Raw genomic sequence first — 17,100 nt, forward strand, 5'->3', positions numbered from 1 at the left:
AGGGTTAGTCTTTCTTTATTAGTGCGGCAGCCTTTTCATCAACTAGCCACACTAAATCCCCATCAATTGGCTTAATTACTTGAGATGGGTATTTATCTGGATTATAAGCTCCTTCCAGAACTTCATGCAAAGGTTCAGCTTTTTTTGGCCCAGCTACTAAAAATAGCACACAGGAGGCTCGGTTTGCCATGGGAGCGGTCAGCGTCAGGCGAAACATGTTTTGTTGGGTCAGAAAATAAGCTTTTGTCCAGGCAGTTTGTTCGTGAACCACTTCTGTACCTGGAAACAATGACAGTGTGTGCCCATCGTCGCCCATGCCAAGTAGAACAAGATCGAACGTAGGGCCTGTTTCGCCAAAATAGTCGTGCAAAATCCGATCATAGTCGGCTGCAGCCGCATCGGGATCAAGATCGGTACGCCAAACATGAATTTGATCTTCAGGCGTATACACATGCCCTAGAAGTGTATCGTACGCCATACCTGCGTTACTTTGCTCATCATCAATGGGTACATAGCGTTCGTCGCCCCAAAACACGTGTAATTGTAACCAGGGAATTTCGTTAACGTAAGGCGATTTCGCCAGCAATTCGTGCAATGCCTTTGGCGTGCTTCCTCCTGAAAGAGCGATGGTAAAGCGGTCTTGTTTTTTCAGCACTTCTTTAATGCGGTTCGCAATAAAATCGGCTGCTGCTTTAGCTAAATCAGTTGGGTTCTTCTTGATAATAAGTTGCATAACTTCTTTTGACAGAATTGACAGGATAAACAGGATTTCCTCAGGAAAACCATTCCTGCTTCATCTTGTCTATCCTGTCAAAAGAATAATTTCTCTCTAAAAAATGGAGTAGGCCCGTTTATACAAAATCTTCACGCATGGGCGTAAAAATATCGACCAGTACTCCGGCTTCTTCACAAACGGCTCCGTGCCAAACGTTTGGTGGAATGTAATAAGCATCGCCTGCCCGAACAATCTGGGTTTTGTCGCCAATCAGAATCGAAAATGCACCACTGGCCACGTAGCTCATCTGGGTATGATAATGACTATGTGCTGTGCCAATACCACCTGTTTCAAAAGCCACCTTGACCATCATCAGGTTAGCATCGTAAGTCATGATCTTACGCTTTACACCTTCTGCTACCTGTTCCCACGGCAGGCTTTCATCGTCAACAAAAAGAGCGGCAAGCTGAGTTGTCATAAATAGTCAAGAGTCGTCAGTTTATAGTCATTAGTGGCTGGCGCAAAAATGTTAAACCTTCGTCAGGCACTAATGACTATAAACTGACGACTCTTGACTGAATTTTATTTCCCCATCCAATGAAATCCATCCTTCTCCACGAGCTTCATGGCCGCTTCAGGTCCCCAGGAGCCTGGTTCATAATTTGGGAAGTCAGGCGTTTCGTTTTCCCAGGCCTCCAGAATTGGCGTAACCACTTTCCAGGCAGCTTCAACCTGATCGGCCCGCATGAAGAGCGTCGCATCGCCGGTCATTACATCAAGTAATAGCGTTTCGTAGGCCTCTGGCTCCTGTCCGGCATAGGCATCTTTATAGCTAAAAACCATATCGACTGGGTCGATGGCCAACGTTTGGCCCGGGCGTTTAGCCTGAAACCGTAAACGGATATCCATAGCTGGTTGAATACCAATTGTCAGTCGGTTTGATTGCCAGCTCTGGGTAGCCTCTTCGGGGAAGGCGTAATAGGGTGCCGGTTTAAACTGAACAGTAATAATCGTGGCTTTTTCGGGCAGCGATTTCCCAGTACGCAGGTAGAAGGGAACATCCTCCCATCGCCAGTTGTCGACAAAGAGTTTGACGGCGGCAAAGGTCTCAGTTGCCGAATCAGGTTTTACGCCTTCTTCTTCCCGATAACCCGGAATATCTTTTCCATCTTTTTTACCAGGTCCATACTGTCCCCGAACAGCTACGTCTTTCACTTCTTCGGGTTTGATCCGACGAATGGCATTCAGTACATCTACTTTTTTGTTGCGTACCTCGTTGGCGTCAAAGGAAATAGGCGCTTCGGTAGCAACCATACATAGCATCTGGAGCAGGTGATTCTGGATCATGTCGCGCAGCGCACCAGAACCTTCATAATAGCCACCACGCCCTTCGAGCCCTACTGTTTCGGCAGCCGTAATCTGGACATACTCAACGTAACGTCGATTCCAGATGGGTTCAAACAGCGAATTAGCGAACCGAAGTGCCAGAATATTTTGTACAGTTTCTTTTCCCAGATAATGGTCGATGCGGTAAATCTGCTCTTCGGCAAACAAGCCGCCCAAGAGCGCATTTAGCTCCATGGCCGTTTTCAGATCGTGACCAAACGGTTTTTCAACGACAATTCTAACTCTTGATTTATCACCACAGAGTGCGAGCTTGCCCAGATTGGTGGCAATATCAGGCACCAATTGAGGAGCAACCGCCAGATAGAAAACTACATTAGCCTGTACACCCCACTCCCCTTCTTTTTTAGATACAAAGCCGGATAGTTTTGTGTAGGAAGCGCTATCGCCAGCGTCCATTTGCAGGTAGGACACAGAAGGGGCAAATGCACCCCAGGAATTATCAGAATCGTTTTTCCGTCGCGAAAATGACTGCACCCCCTCTAGTAATCGTTCGCGAAAAGACTCATCTGTATAGGAGCTTCGGCCTAAACCAACCACCGCAAAACGGTCAGACAAATACTTGTCGAGGTAGAGATTGTAGAGGGCTGGTGTAAGTTTGCGAAGGTTCAGATCGCCACTTCCACCAAAAATGAATACAATAGTAGCAGCCGGACGCTGATTAGTAGCTGGAATCATAAGTCGATTGTATTGACGGGGTGCAAATTACCTACACGCCCAATACTGAACAAGTTTTAGAGTAGTATGGCTTTTTAAAAGACATCGGCAAGCCAAAACAACTTCCTACTTTTCGAGAAACCATTCCTGAGAACTTTTTTGTTCAGTTCGCCCCATTTTATTTCAGTTAACGAATTATCTTTATCGGTTATATGTACCTCTATTTTTCACCTAACTTCCTTTCCTGCAAGCTCGTATGGAACAGCTAATCGAGTTTTTTAGCCGTCTCACCGACACAAGTGACTGGCCACCACGTTGGTATTGTGGTCAATGGTCCGATTTCCATGGCTGGCTTTATATTACTTCTGACTTGATGATCTGGCTGGCTTATATGGTCATTCCGCTTGTTTTAGTTCGTTATCTTTTTGTTAAAAAAGGAGTACCCTTACCCGGCGTCTTCTGGCTTTTCGGTGCATTTATATTATTGTGTGGCCTTACTCATCTGATTGATGCCATAATATTCTGGATACCGATTTATCGAATTAGTGCCCTGGTTCGCTTTCTGACAGGCGCGGTTTCTATTGCAACGGTAATAGCCCTCTTTCGGTATTTTGACGAAGCCGTGGGCCTGCGTACCTCCAAAGAATTCGAACACGAATTGTTGTTTCGTCAACAGGCAGTAACTGAACTAACACGATCAAATGAAGAACTACAGCAGTTTGCCTATGTAGCTTCGCATGATCTTCAATCCCCCCTTAAGACGATTTCGAACTACCTGAAACTGCTCCATACGAAATACGGCGATCAGTTACCCGCCGACGCGCATAAACTCGTTGAAACATCGACCAATGCGGCCGAGCGAATGCGGGTGCTCATCAATGATTTGCTCAATTTCTCGCGCGTAGGTAACGAAGTCGCCTTTACCCAAGTCAATCTAAATCTGTTGGTTACTGAAATTCTGGAAGAGCAACAGGTCGAGATCCGAACAAGTGGTGCTACGGTTGACGTAGGGCCACTCCCCACCATGACAGCACATTACACCGACTTCAAACAGGTCTTCCAGAACCTGATTTCCAATGCCTTAAAATATCGTAAACCATCCGTACCTCCTTACATAAAAATTCGGGCGATTGACGAAGGAGATCAATTTTGTTTCTCCATCAGCGATAATGGCATAGGAATTGAGCGGCAATATTTTGAGCGGGTATTTCAGATTTTCCAGCGGCTCCACGGACGTAACGAATTCTCTGGAACAGGCATTGGTTTGGCCACCTGCAAAAAAGTTATTGCTATTTATGGTGGTCAAATATGGATCGAGAGTACAATTAATGTAGGTACAACCTTTAATTTTACCATTCCAAAAGTTATTAAAACTACGCACCACTATGCCCAAACCGATACACTGTATTCTGCTAATTGACGACGACCCGGATGATATTTTTCTTCATCAGGTAGTTATTAATGATTCAGGATTGTGTGATAACATTCGGGTTGCTGAAAACGCAAAGGAGGCTCTTCATTATTTAACCAACACCAGTCATCCCGATTATATCCGGCCAGATTTAATTCTGACGGATGTGAATTTGCCCGGAATGAATGGGTTTGAATTTCTGGAAGAATATCACCATCTGGATGAACAGCTCAAAAGTCGGCTGGCCGTTTTGGTATTCACCACCTCATTAGCCCCCCGCGATACCCAACGGGCGGCCATGATTGCCCATGTGAACGGCTATTATACAAAGCCTCTCACCAATGCCACCCTTCAGACAATTGTTAATCAATACGTCATTACTTCGCCAAACGATAGCTTAAACAACTAATCCGTTCAGGGAATCAATTACATCGGCTACCTTTGTTGCTGTTTCTAATTTCTGACTAATTCAACTTTCAAATGAAAATTGCCATTGGTTCCGACCATGCCGGTTTCCAGTACAAAGAAGCCATCAAAGAAATGCTCACTGGCCTCGGACATGAGGTTATCGATAAAGGCACCTATGCCGCAACGCCATCTGTAGATTATCCGCTCTTTATCCGGCCTGTAGCTGAAGCTGTAGCGGCTGGCGAAGTAGAACGTGGTGTGGTACTTGGCGGATCGGGTAACGGCGAGGCCATTGCGGCCAACCGTGTGCGCGGTGTTCGGTGTGGGTTGTGCTGGAATGAAGAGTCGGCACGCCTGTGTCGGCAGCATAACGACGCCAACGTTATTTCACTTGGCGAGCGCATGATGAGCGAAGAAACCGCCCTGAAATTAGTTCAAATCTGGCTCGATACCCCTTTTGAAGGAGGTCGCCACCTGGCTCGAATTCAAGAATTAGATAACTATTGATGTAGGATGTGTGATATATGATGTAAGATGTAGTTATCAGTACAGTAGCATACATCTTACATCATATATCATACCTCAATGCAGATTCTCTGGAAATACCTTAAGCCTTATCGCTGGTTGGCCGTACTGGCATTAGTTCTGGCCGGTATTGCTCAAATTCTCGCCCTGGTCGACCCAATCATCTTTGGGAAGCTCATTGATCAGTATGCTACCCATCCCGGCTCCAAAACAGAAACCGAAAAAGTTAGAGGAGTTCTGCAATTATTAGCCATCGCCGTTGGCGTAGCCGTTTTGTCGAATATAACCAAGGCGTTTCAGGAATATGTAACCCGTCTGGTTGTTCAGAAATTTGGCACAGATATTTTCAACGACGGCCTGAAACAAACCCTACGCTTATCGTATCAGGAATTTGGCGACCAAAGCAGCGGTGCCACGCTCTCGATCCTTCAAAAAGTTCGTACTGACACCGAGAAATTCATCAATTCGTTTGTCAATGTTCTTTTTTCGTCCATCGTAGGCATGGGCTTCCTGATTTGGTATGCCGTTACGAAACACTGGGCGCTGGTTCCCGTATTTTTGATTGGCGTACTTTTATTGGGCGGACTAACGGGGCTGCTCAGCAAACAAATCAAAACAACCCAGCGCTCGATCAACCGCGAAACGGCTCTCCTATCGGGCGTAATCACCGAATCGTTACGCAATATTGAATTGATCAAAAGTCTAGGATTGACCTTCCCAGAAATCCGACGACTAAAAGCCCAGACAGGCCGCATTTTCGAGCTGGAGATGTTCAAAGTTCGGCGGGTTCGATTTCTGTCTTTCTGGCAAAGCACTACGTTGAATATTCTGAAGCAATCCGTTCTGTTCACCTTGCTATGGCTCATTTTTCGGAATGTGCTTAGTACAGGCGAGCTGATTTCGATGCAATTCATTTCAGTTTCTATTTTCAATCCATTGCAGGAATTGGGCAACATTATTCTGGCCTATCGCGAAGCCGAAGCCGGGTTGGCTAGTTTCGAGAAATTGATGCAGAAACCTATTGAACGCAATCCAGAATCACCAATTGAAGTAGGACCAATTGAGCGGCTTCGGTTCGAGGACGTTGTTTTCCGACACATTGGTGCCCATCAGAATGCGATTGATGGCGTCTCGTTTGAGGCTTCGCTCGGTGATACAATCGCCTTTGTTGGCCCGTCGGGTTCGGGAAAATCAACGATGGTTAAGTTACTGGTCGGTCTTTATCGGCCCGTGGGCGGTGAAATTTACTACAACGATATATCAACAAAGGATATTCGGTTCAACCCGATGCGTCGGCAAATTGGGTTCGTCACCCAGGACACACACCTCTTTTCCGGCACCATTCGCGAAAACCTTTTATTCGTTAAACCCGACGCTACCGAAGCTGAGATGCTGGATGCCCTGGACAAAGCCGCCTGCGATCATTTGCTGGCTCGCTCTGAACAAGGGCTCGATACCCAGATCGGCGAAGGGGGTTTGAAGATGTCGGGGGGCGAAAAGCAACGGCTCTCCATTGCCCGCGCCTTAGTCCGGAACCCGCGATTATTGATTTTCGATGAAGCCACATCGGCTCTGGATTCGCTTACAGAAGAAGAAATAACCGATACTGTTCGCAGTGTATCGGCCATGCGCTCGCAAATTACGATTCTGATTGCGCATCGATTGTCAACGATTTTACACGCCAATACGATTTTTGTGCTGGAAAAGGGTAAAATTGTCGAAACAGGCAGTCATGAAGAACTCATTTCTCAAAAAGGACTTTATTATGCTATGTGGCGTCAGCAAATCGGCGAGCGAAGAGCGGTGGTATCTTAAATTTAGTAACCACAGAGGCAACGAGGATACAGGAAAAGTTCCTGGTGATGTTGGTTACTAATAACCGACACGTTAGGTTTTAAGAAACCTAACCAATTACATTAGGTTTTGAGAAACCTCCCCTATGTCAGATGTAAGCGTCTGACATCACAGAACAAAAAACATGAATAAGCAGAGTCGGGAAGTCAGTTATTTTCTATCCAGTCAGTATTTCTCGGACGGGATCAGGATAACGCTGTCTATTTTGCTGCCGTCTCTGCTACTCGCCCAGTTCGACCAGCTTCAGGCAGGCATGGCCATGTCGTTAGGAGCCCTAAACGTTAGTTTGAGCGATGCTCCAGGTCCCGTCATGCATCGGCGGAATGGTATGGCGTCCAGTGCCCTTATCAGCTTCTCGGTCACCTTGATTACAGGGTTCGCCCGTATGAGCCCCTATACAATGGGCGTCGAAATCCTGTTGTTCAGCTTTTTCTTTTCCATGTTCGCCATCTACGGCAACCGGGCTACATCGGTCGGAACGGCGGCTTTACTGATCATGATTCTGATGATCGACCGCCCCATGGATACCGCCGGAGTGTTGCGCGAAAGCGGCCTGGTATTGGCCGGTAGCGTCTGGTATAGCACCATCAGCTTATTGGTCTCCCGCTTACAACCCTATCGGTTGGCGCAACAGGCATTAGGCCAGTGTATCCACGAGATTGCCAAGCTGATGGCTATAAAAGCAGATTTTTACGACGTATCGACGCAGCTAGATGACAACTACCGCCATTTGATTGCCCAACAGGTCGATGTAAGTGAAAAGCAGGATGCCGTACGGGAAGTCCTGTTTAAAAGTCGCCGGATTGTGACGGAGTCAACCCGAACGGGGCGATTACTGTTGCTCACCTTTGTGGATGTGATCGATCTGTATGAGCAGATCATTGCGATGTATTTTGATTATTCTGATATCCGCGAGCGATTTGGCAAGTCAAGAATACTCGATCAGATTGCCCACACCATCCGTCGGTTATCAGTCGAGCTTGATCATATTGGGCTTGCTATTCAGCTACCCGTTCCGTTTCATAAGCCAATTGATATTAACCCAATTCTGGAAGAACTGAAACGCCATATCGACGCGCTCGGCGATCAGGATGGCAGCACATTGGTACTAAAAAAAGTGCTGGTCAGCCTACGAACAGTTAGTCAACGGCTAACGGCCCTGCAAAAAAATCTTGTATCGCCTACCCTTAACCCCATTGATAATGAGGCTATGGAATACGGTCGGTTTGTCTCCCATCAGGAAATCGATTTGAAGTCGTTTCTGGATAACCTCACACTCGATTCGTCGGTATTTCGCCATTCGGTACGGGTAGCCATTGCGATGCTGGTCGGGTTTGTGATCACCAAACTCCTCCCCTACGGCCACCATAGTTACTGGGTATTGCTCACGATCTCGGTCATTCTGAAGCCGGCTTTTAGCCTGACCAAGCAACGAAATATTGAACGTATTCTTGGCACATTGGCGGGGGGGGTAATTGGTGTACTCATTCTCACGTTTTTCCCGAATAAGAACGTGCAGTTTGCCTTTATGGTGTTACTGATGCTGGGTACGTATAGTGCTCAACGGATCAATTACATTGTGATGGTCATTTGCGTAACCCCATTCATTTTAATTCTTTTCAAATTTCTGGGAGTCAGTTATTTAGGCGCTGCAGAAGAGCGTTTCTTCGACACGTTGCTAGGTGGGGTTATTGCCTTTATGGCCAGCTATTTACTCTTCCCGCAATGGGAGTCAGAGCAGTTAAAAAAGCCCATGCAGGCTATTCTGAAAGCCAACGTCCGGTATATCCAACTCTTACTAGATAGCTTGTCTGGACGACCTATTAACCTGGTTGACTACAAGCTGGCCCGGAAGGAAGTGTACGTTACGTCGGCCAATTTATCGGCTGCGTTCGATCGGATGTTATCGGAACCGAAACACAAGCAGCGCAACGAAAAACTCATTTACGAGTTTGTGGTCCTGAATCATGTCTTATCGGCCAACATTGCTACGATTACCTCGGCCCGCTTAACCGATGAGCCTAAAGTCTATGCGACTCCGCTACTGCGTCCTGTCAAACGCGCCCTGCGAATACTAACGGAAAGCCTTCACAAGATTTCCGCAACCACGGCCAAACAAAGCCAGGATGTAAATGCGTTGGATATAAATACGGCTGCTACTTCACTAACTGATCCCTCATTACTGGAACAACTTAATTTTATTCAGCAAGTCAGCAGCGATATTGGCAAAATCGTGGAGCGATTGATGACAAGGGAGCAGATTATTAAAAAGCGCCATCAGTCGGCATAAGTAATCTGAGGCTGGCGCGATCTGCTCTAAATTCCATATCTTGGAGTTTCATACTACCAAGACATTCATCAATGAAACCTCTTTACTTCCTCGCTCTACTAGCCTATCTGGTTAGTCCAAACCGTGTATTGGCTCAAGCACCAAGCATTGTTCAATCAATCGACATGAAAAGCGTGTCGAATCCCCAACTCTCACCCGATGGCAAGTGGGTTGCTTATACGGTTACCAAAACCAATTGGGATGAGAATACATTCGACACCGATATTTGGCTGGCTAACACAAACACGGGAGATCACTTTCAATTAACAAACTCCAAGAAATCGAACAACAGTGCCGCCTGGTCGCCCGACGGAAAATGGCTGGCTTTTTTGTCTACACGAGACGACAAATCCCAGTTGTACCTGATCAGTCCTTTCGGTGGGGAAGCTCGCCCATTGACCAAATTTGAAACGGGCGTAACGTCCTTTAAATGGTCGCCAACCGGAAAGCAGATTGTATTTTCGGCCACTGTGCCCGACAGCAAAGTCGATAAAGAACGTAAGGACAAATACAGTGATTATGAGGTGGTTCGCGACGACTACAAGATGGCGCATCTGTATCTGCTCGATAGCCTGACCAATGAGAAACCTGCCCAGGCCAAAGCCTTAACCAAAGGAATTGGTTTTTCAGTCGGTAGTTTTGTTGTATCACCCGATGGGAAGAAAATTGCGTTCGATGCCTCGAAAAACCCGGATCTCATCAATGGACACACCTCTGATTTGTATGTTCTGACGCTTGGCGATACCATTACCCGAAAAATAGTATCGCTTAAAGGGCCTGATCAAAACCCGGTCTGGTCGCCCGACGGTCAGCAAATTGCCTTCACAACAGCTAACGAAAACGAATTCTATTTCTACACAAACCGGCTTATTGCCACCATACCTGCTTCGGGTGGGACGCCAAAAATCCTGACCAATACGTTCGATGAAAACGCCAATCTGTTGGAGTGGACAAGCGATGGTATTTTGTTCAGTGGCTATCAAAAAACAGCCGCGCATTTATTCCGAATTGACCCGGCAACCCTGAAAACAGAACGACTCACTAAGCCAGACAACCTGATAGCCACTCAGTTTTCGTTCAGTAAAGATGGGCAGCAGATGACGTTCGTTGGGGCGCTGTCCAACCAATATGCGGAAGTTCAGATCTCATCTGTTCGCACATTTACGCCCAAAACTCTGACGACATTGGGAAAACAGTTAGCTCTGTTCAAAATCTCAACCCGCGAGGTAGTCAGTTGGAAGTCGGTAGATGGTAATGTAATCGAAGGCATTTTGATTAAACCCGCTAATTTTGACCCTACCCGAAAATATCCGCTTCTGGTCGTTATTCATGGTGGTCCAACCGGAATTGATCTGCCATCCGTTACCGCTGATCGTTATTATCCGATTGAGCAATTCACAGCTAAAGGAGCGCTCGTATTACGCCCCAACTATCGCGGGTCGGCAGGGTATGGCAGTAAATTCAGAGCCCTGAATGTAAAAAACTTAGGATTAGGCGATTATGACGATGTCATCTCAGGCGTTGATTACCTGATTGGCAAAGGCATTGTCGATAAAGATAAAGTGGGTGCTATGGGCTGGAGTCAGGGAGGCTATATTTCGGCTTTCATCACAACTTACAGTGATCGATTCAAAGCAACCTCAGTGGGAGCCGGAATCTCAAACTGGGCTACCTACTATCAGAACACCGACATTACGCCTTTTACTCGCCAATACTTACAAGGCACACCCTGGGACAACGCGGATATTTATCAGAAAACATCGCCCATTAGCTATGTTAGCCGGGCTAAAACGCCTACCCTAATTCAACATGGCGAGCTGGATCGACGTGTTCCTATTGCCAATGCTTATGAATTACGACTGGCTTTAGAAGATAAAGGCGTACCCGTTAAGATGGTTGTCTACAAAGGTTTTGGGCATGGAATCACAAAACCTAAACCGATGCGCCAAGTAATGGAAGAGAACTACCGATGGTTCAGCAAATACATCTGGGGAGAAAATCTGTAAGCCTTCAATTGATCAACCAGAACATATCTGACCTAAACGACAAAGCCCCGGCAGAATAGACTGTCGGGGCTTTGTTAACGAGTATGATAGTAAAACGGCGGTGTGCCTCGAAATGTTTCATCGTTGAAAAATTGTCCCATTATTTTTCATTTTAATTCGAAGATAAAAATTCATGAACCTTTTATACCTTTCCAGAAACATTAGTCCCCTATGCCTTATTTAGTACTCGACCTTGAAATGACCGGCCCAGAGCCAGATTACAACGAAATAATTCAAATCGGTGCCGTACTTTTCGACGACAACTGGGTTGAAAAAGGTCAATATCTTACCAATGTCTATCCAGAAAATAAAGACGCGTTCTCTTCCTCATCCGAAAAAATTCACAATCTCTCCCTCGCCGATCTGGAAGATGCTCCCATGATCTACGATGTATTGCCTGAAATGGAAGAATGGATTTGTAAAGAGTTGGGCTTGCGCGTTCCGAAAGGTCAGTTAGATCGAACACCTTTTCTGCGCGATGTGATCATTTGCGGTCAGAGCGTGATTAACGACATCAATTTTCTAAAAGAGGCTTACCGGTATGAGAAGCTCAAGTGGCCCTATTCGCGCGTACTGCTTGATTTGCACACACTGGCTTATTTTACCTTCCGGGTCTTAAAAGCCAACGGTCGCAAAGTTCCCGATCGGCTAAGTCTGACCGCAATTGCCAATTACTTCGGATTTTCTCGCGAAGACGGATTCCACAATGCACTGGAAGATTCGGTACTCACAGCCAAATGCCTGAAAGAAGTTTTTGCCCTGAGCAATCAAATGAAGCTGTAGTGATAAGTAATGGATAATGTGAAATGGGTAATGGACAATTGCAGGCGCGTGATCATTATCCATTAATCGTTCCTAAAGTAACGTAAATTATGGATAAAATCTGGATTTATTAACTGATTGTTAGCTATTTATAGTATTTTTTTGTCATCCCGACGTCAGGAGGGATCTTCGGTAAGTAACCAGTTGCCGAAGATCCCTCCTGACGTCGGGATGACAAAAAACAAGTATTATGCTATTCGTAAATCGGCCATAATTCACATTACAGTATGAAAGGTCGAGGACTGAAGCACAAAACAAAAATAATCAGTGCGAGCCAGCCTAATACCTGCCGCTTCAGATCGAGCGGTTCATCCTGCTCCGTTTCTGGATGGTAAATGCCCAGAAAACGCCCAACGACAAAGACAAAAACCAGGAAATTTGAATATCCTTCTGCATTTGGCCACACCCAAGATACAGCCAATTGAGCTATTACAACGCTAAGTGCAATGAGTAGTGAGGTTACCCAATTTTCGCTTATGCGTGAAAATGCCAGATATAAAAAACCTACATAAAGCCCAAATTCTCCCAACTCCTCAAAAAAAGCTTCATCGGTCGGTACGGCAAAGTCGGAGGGTTTGTAAGAGCCTAATCCCGCATAAAAAGCAAAGACGATGAACAAAGCAGGAGCCACCCATTGAAATCGTTTGCGTCCGATAAGGCCATAGAGGATATGCCCACCGTCTAGCTGTCCAATGGGAATCAGGTTCAGGGATGTAAAAAACAACGCCAGATAGCCTGCCATCACATACGGATAGTGCACCATTTCGTACGGATGCGGCACACGGGCTGGATCGGCTACGTACGTTTTGAAGAAGCTAAATAGCAGGTTATCGCCCAGACCAATAGCCGCACCTTCTGGCAGGTTCTTATAAGCATATTTCCCATAATCAAGGCCCCACTTGGCGTACTCGGGGTGAATGGTAAAGATAAATTCAGGCGGTGGCAGATGTGAAAAAGCATACCACAAAACGACTAGCGCCAGTACAAAACCAGCCAACGGGCCAGCAATGCCAATATCAAAATACTTCCGACGACTGTTGATGTAATCCTTGATCCGAATGAAAGCACCCAACGTGCCAATGCTCTGGCCAATACCCAACCAGAGCGGAATGTAATAGGGCAACGTCACCCGAACTTTGTTTGCTTTAGCCGTAAAGTAATGGCCAAATTCATGAACCGTCAGAATAGCCAGAAAGGGGATCGAGAATTGAAACCCACCCAAAAACTCCGACCAACCCAGTGGCTTGGTTATACCCTCGAACGGAATAAAGAGACTCCCATACATCCACTCAGCTCCAGCCAGTGTGGTCGTAATAAGGGTAATTAAAAAAAAGACCTCCGTGCAGGAGGTAAGTTTTGGTACGTTGGCTCATGAATGGTGTATGATGTAGAATGTATGATATAGGATGTATGTCCAACTAGAAAAATCATACATCCTATATCATACATCATACATTCTAATTATACATCTTTTAAGTAATCAAGAATCGTCATTGGCGGCTCCACCCGTACAGCCTGGATACCTAACTTGGCAGCCGACTCGATGTTAGCGGCATTATCGTCGAAGAAGGCAGTTTCTTTGGCTACTAGACCAGCCTCTGTCAAAACGTGTTGATAAATTTCTGGAGAGGGTTTTGCGATTCGAACATCGTAGGAATAGAACACCCGTTCAAACAATTCCTCCAACGTTGGCTGGTTCAGACTGGTCAGCATTTGATTCACCCGCCGAATATGAATGGGGCTGGTATTGCTCAGAAGAAACAAACGGTAGTTCTGTTTCAACTCTTTAATCCGCTCGACCCGTTCAACAGGCAGTTCCAGTAAAACCGTGTTCCAGGCAGTATCAATGACCTCATCGGCCCAACTATCATTTTTCAACAATTTTCGGACATGATCGCGGAAAGCAGTATCATCGACCAGGCCAGTTTCATATTGGCCAATGATATCGAATTGCTTCCAGATCGCCATTACTTCGTCTTCTGACAAATTCGCCAGCATGGCAAAATTTCGAACCGGAGCGGTCAGGTCAATCGGGATGATCACATCACCGAGGTCGAAAATGAGGTTTTTAAGCGTTGATTGGGTAGACATAAACTCCGTTCACAGGTTCGATTGAGGCCTTAGATGAACCGGGAGCCAAAGATAACGTTAGATTTGCAGACAAACGGTGAAATAGCATGGCAAAGTTGACGGTAAAAAACGTCGGCCCGATTCGGGAGGCTGAGTTAGAGGTCAAAAAGCACACAATATTTATCGGCCCACAAGGTTCAGGGAAGAGCACGCTCGCGAAGTTGATTGCGATTTTATCTTCAAGAAAAACAGATAAATTCAGCCACTATACATTTAGTGATTATAATATTCACAATTATGTTACACAAGAATCAACTGCAGTCTTTTCCACTACACATCTACAAGCATCTTTACAAGACAAAGGATTACTTTATAGTTTGTTAAATGACAAAGGTAATATACTATCTCAAGTTACAGTTCTGCCAAATAATGATTCTACACCCAAAGATTGGCCGAATGAGGACAACAATATATATGAGGAGTTACAAAAAATATCAGAATTTAGTAATGATGTTCAAACATCAAAATTAATTAAAGATTTACTTCTTAGAATAGATAAAATTCCTGATATATGGCGTTCATCAAGCTCACTAATTGAGGAATATATACCATCCGAAAGAATGCTACTTGCAGTACTTTCTAAATCTATTTGGAGCTTGATAAACTCTGATATAGATTTCCCTAAAATCATCCTTTCATTTGCCAGTAATTTCGAACGTATACGCAATCAAATAATAGACTTTCATATTCCCTTTTTAAATGTTACCTATGAGCATAAGCAAGGTGAAGATATTTTAATACATGAAACTGGACATATTAGTTTGAGTCAAAGTGCTAGTGGATATCAGTCCATTATTCCTTTATTATTGGTTGTTGAAGTAACTCGTCAGCGTTCTAGTCGACGATTTATCATCGAAGAACCTGAACTTAATCTCTATCCTAGTACTCAGAAAGATCTAATTTATAACATGGTAGGAGGATTATTACCTAACGTTGATTATCCTGATACGGAATGGATTATCACCACACATAGTCCTTACGTACTCAGTTCGTTCAACACATTAATGTTGGCCTACAAAGTGGCGCAAAAGAGTGATGAACTACGCGCAGAAGTGGAGAAAATAATACCATCTCGTTGCTGGATTAACCCGGATGAATTTGCCGCTTATTATGTAGATAATGGCACCGTTAGAAGTATTATCAATGAAAAAACCGGGCTAATCGCCGATAATGAACTGGATGATGTATCGGAAGATTTAGCTGGAGAACAGGACCAATTATTTGAACTTAGCCGTAGCGTCCCCCGTGCTTGATACTATCCGCCAGACATTCCCACGAACAACGACTGGCAATTGCTTACAAACCCTAACCGATACAGAGTTTTGTATTTTTGATACCGATAAAAAGCGGTGCGAAATTCAACTCGACCCTGATGGTCTAAAGCATTTCACTGTTGAAAATCCTACCAGTCGTGCTATTCACTTTTTGGCGATCGATAAATGTATTTTTTCTGACGGAGATCATATTCAGCGTTGTGATTGCGCTGTTTTTGATTCCAAAACTTTTTGCTTCGTTGAAATCAAGGAAATTGACAGCGCAGCCAAACGGTCTGAGCATTATCGGAAAGCAAAAGAGCAACTCAAAGCAACAATTCAACATTTCCAGGAGCAGCTTGAGTTTACCACAAAGCGCATTGAAGCCTATGCCTGTGTTGGGCGCACAACGGCAAGACCAGCCAAACCAGCCGCAGATCTGAATGATCGGCTAGAATTTGAAGAATTAGGATCGGCCTTGTATCATGGCAATATCAAACGTTTTGCCTAAAAGAGAAGGCCCTGATTAGCTAATCAGGGCCTTCTTTATATTCTGACACGGGCCAAGCCAGAGCTTGGCCCAGCCAATTACTCCAGAACAACACCCATATCACAGAATTTCTCAATCCGTTGATTGATGCGTTCCTGCGGGTCGATCGCGTTAAGTTCAGCTAGTGCTTTTAAAATGACGTCTTTCAGATGGTTGGCCATTTCCTGATGGTCGTTATGCGCGCCACCAAGCGGTTCTTCTACAATTTCATCCACCAGCTTATTCAACTTCATATCGCGAGCTGTCAGCTTCATGGCTTCGGCAGCCTGCTCCTTGAAATTCCAGCTTCGCCAGAGAATAGTCGAGCAGTTTTCGGGCGAGATAACCGAATACCAGGTGTTTTCGAGCATAAATACTTTATCGCCGATGGCAATACCCAACGCACCACCCGATGCCCCTTCGCCGATGACGATACAGATAACGGGAACCGTCAGCATAAACATTTCTTTCAGGTTGCGGGCAATCGCTTCGCCCTGTCCCCGCTCTTCGGCCTCCAGACCCGGATAGGCACCCGGTGTATCAATCAGCGTAATGATGGGCTTGTTAAACTTTTCGGCCAGCTTCATCAGGCGCAACGCTTTCCGATAACCTTCGGGGTTAGGCATACCAAAGTTCCGATACTGCCGCTGTTTGGTATTTCGCCCTTTCTGCTGCCCGATAATCATGACCGTCTGATCGCCCAGTTCGCAGAAACCACCCACCATCGCCGGATCATCACGAACCGTACGATCTCCGTGCAGTTCGATAAACTGATTGCACATCAGGGAAATATAATCGAGGGTATAGGGCCGATCAGGATGGCGCGATAGCTGAACACGCTGCCAACGGGTGAGGTTTTGAAAAATCTCAAGCCGAAGCTTATCAATGCTTTGTTCAAGAATAGCAACGGCTTCGCTCACGTCGACATTACTGGTTTGAGCCAATTTTTTCGTCTCTTCCAGCCGCGCTTCGAGGTCGGCAATGGGCTTTTCAAAATCTAGATAAGTCCTCATATAAA

14 protein-coding genes and 1 pseudogene are annotated in these 17,100 nt (G+C 45.5%); 9 read left to right on the plus strand and 6 right to left on the minus strand.

The genetic code is table 11. The features are described 5' to 3' along the window. Positions 1 to 4: 4 nt before the first annotated feature. The 3 genes from pgl to zwf all read right to left on the minus strand — a co-directional run bounded on the left by pgl (position 5) and on the right by zwf (position 2,797). Positions 5 to 733, minus strand: coding sequence for a 6-phosphogluconolactonase (gene pgl / locus H3H32_RS15855; RefSeq protein ID WP_182463616.1), 729 nt, complete (start codon positions 731 to 733; stop codon positions 5 to 7). Between the two features lie 118 nt (positions 734 to 851). After that, positions 852 to 1,193: a cupin domain-containing protein gene (locus H3H32_RS15860; protein WP_182463617.1), complete on the minus strand. Its 342-nt coding sequence runs from the start codon at positions 1,191 to 1,193 to the stop codon at positions 852 to 854. A 104-nt stretch (positions 1,194 to 1,297) separates the two neighbouring features. After that, complete coding sequence (gene zwf / locus H3H32_RS15865) at positions 1,298 to 2,797, minus strand: glucose-6-phosphate dehydrogenase (RefSeq protein WP_182463618.1); 1,500 nt, start codon at positions 2,795 to 2,797, stop codon at positions 1,298 to 1,300. A 235-nt stretch (positions 2,798 to 3,032) separates the two neighbouring features. Between zwf and H3H32_RS15870 the strand changes: the two genes are divergently transcribed. The 7 genes from H3H32_RS15870 (at position 3,033) to H3H32_RS15900 (ending at position 12,131) form a co-directional block, all read left to right on the plus strand. Beyond that, a complete protein-coding gene (locus H3H32_RS15870) occupies positions 3,033 to 4,196 on the plus strand; it encodes a sensor histidine kinase (protein WP_182463619.1) in 1,164 nt (387 codons plus the stop codon). Next, positions 4,162 to 4,596: a response regulator gene (locus tag H3H32_RS15875; RefSeq protein ID WP_182463620.1), complete on the plus strand. Its 435-nt coding sequence runs from the start codon at positions 4,162 to 4,164 to the stop codon at positions 4,594 to 4,596. The genes H3H32_RS15870 and H3H32_RS15875 overlap by 35 nt, the downstream gene beginning before the upstream one ends. 71 nt (positions 4,597 to 4,667) lie before the next feature. Further along, positions 4,668 to 5,102: a ribose-5-phosphate isomerase gene (locus H3H32_RS15880; protein WP_182463621.1), complete on the plus strand. Its 435-nt coding sequence runs from the start codon at positions 4,668 to 4,670 to the stop codon at positions 5,100 to 5,102. A gap of 78 nt (positions 5,103 to 5,180) precedes the next feature. Then, the gene (locus tag H3H32_RS15885) at positions 5,181 to 6,935 is read left to right on the plus strand and encodes an ABC transporter ATP-binding protein (RefSeq protein WP_182463622.1); all 1,755 of its coding nucleotides are present in this window, start codon (positions 5,181 to 5,183) and stop codon (positions 6,933 to 6,935) included. A 163-nt stretch (positions 6,936 to 7,098) separates the two neighbouring features. Further along, on the plus strand, positions 7,099 to 9,264 hold the full coding sequence (locus H3H32_RS15890) for an FUSC family protein (protein ID WP_182463623.1): 2,166 nt from the start codon (positions 7,099 to 7,101) through the stop codon (positions 9,262 to 9,264). 71 nt (positions 9,265 to 9,335) lie between these two features. Continuing rightward, entirely contained in the window at positions 9,336 to 11,309 is a 1,974-nt protein-coding gene (locus H3H32_RS15895; protein WP_182463624.1) for a S9 family peptidase, read from the plus strand. 210 nt (positions 11,310 to 11,519) lie between these two features. Further along, positions 11,520 to 12,131 carry a 3'-5' exonuclease gene (locus H3H32_RS15900; RefSeq protein WP_182463625.1) on the plus strand — a complete coding sequence of 204 codons (612 nt, stop codon included), beginning with the start codon at positions 11,520 to 11,522 and terminating at the stop codon, positions 12,129 to 12,131. 259 nt (positions 12,132 to 12,390) lie between these two features. On the opposite strand, the pseudogene H3H32_RS15905 reads toward H3H32_RS15900, so the two are convergent. Together H3H32_RS15905 and H3H32_RS15910 are read right to left on the minus strand one after the other, a co-directional pair. Next, positions 12,391 to 13,543, minus strand: a pseudogene (locus H3H32_RS15905) (site-2 protease family protein). A gap of 88 nt (positions 13,544 to 13,631) precedes the next feature. Next, positions 13,632 to 14,261, minus strand: a complete 630-nt coding sequence (locus tag H3H32_RS15910) for an HAD family hydrolase (RefSeq protein ID WP_182463627.1) — start codon at positions 14,259 to 14,261, stop codon at positions 13,632 to 13,634. An 86-nt stretch (positions 14,262 to 14,347) separates the two neighbouring features. Here H3H32_RS15910 and H3H32_RS15915 point away from each other — a divergent pair, with 86 nt between their 5' ends. Both H3H32_RS15915 and H3H32_RS15920 read left to right on the plus strand, forming a co-directional pair. Next, entirely contained in the window at positions 14,348 to 15,553 is a 1,206-nt protein-coding gene (locus tag H3H32_RS15915) for an AAA family ATPase (RefSeq protein WP_182463628.1), read from the plus strand. Next, positions 15,546 to 16,064, plus strand: a complete 519-nt coding sequence (locus H3H32_RS15920; protein WP_182463629.1) for a hypothetical protein — start codon at positions 15,546 to 15,548, stop codon at positions 16,062 to 16,064. Before H3H32_RS15915 ends, H3H32_RS15920 begins: the two co-directional genes overlap by 8 nt. Positions 16,065 to 16,141: 77 nt before the next feature. On the opposite strand, the gene H3H32_RS15925 is transcribed toward H3H32_RS15920, so the two are convergent. Then, entirely contained in the window at positions 16,142 to 17,095 is a 954-nt protein-coding gene (locus H3H32_RS15925) for an acetyl-CoA carboxylase carboxyltransferase subunit alpha (protein WP_182463630.1), read from the minus strand. Positions 17,096 to 17,100 lie beyond the last annotated feature (5 nt).

The organism is Spirosoma foliorum, assembly GCF_014117325.1.
GTDB classification, from domain to species: domain Bacteria; phylum Bacteroidota; class Bacteroidia; order Cytophagales; family Spirosomataceae; genus Spirosoma; species Spirosoma foliorum.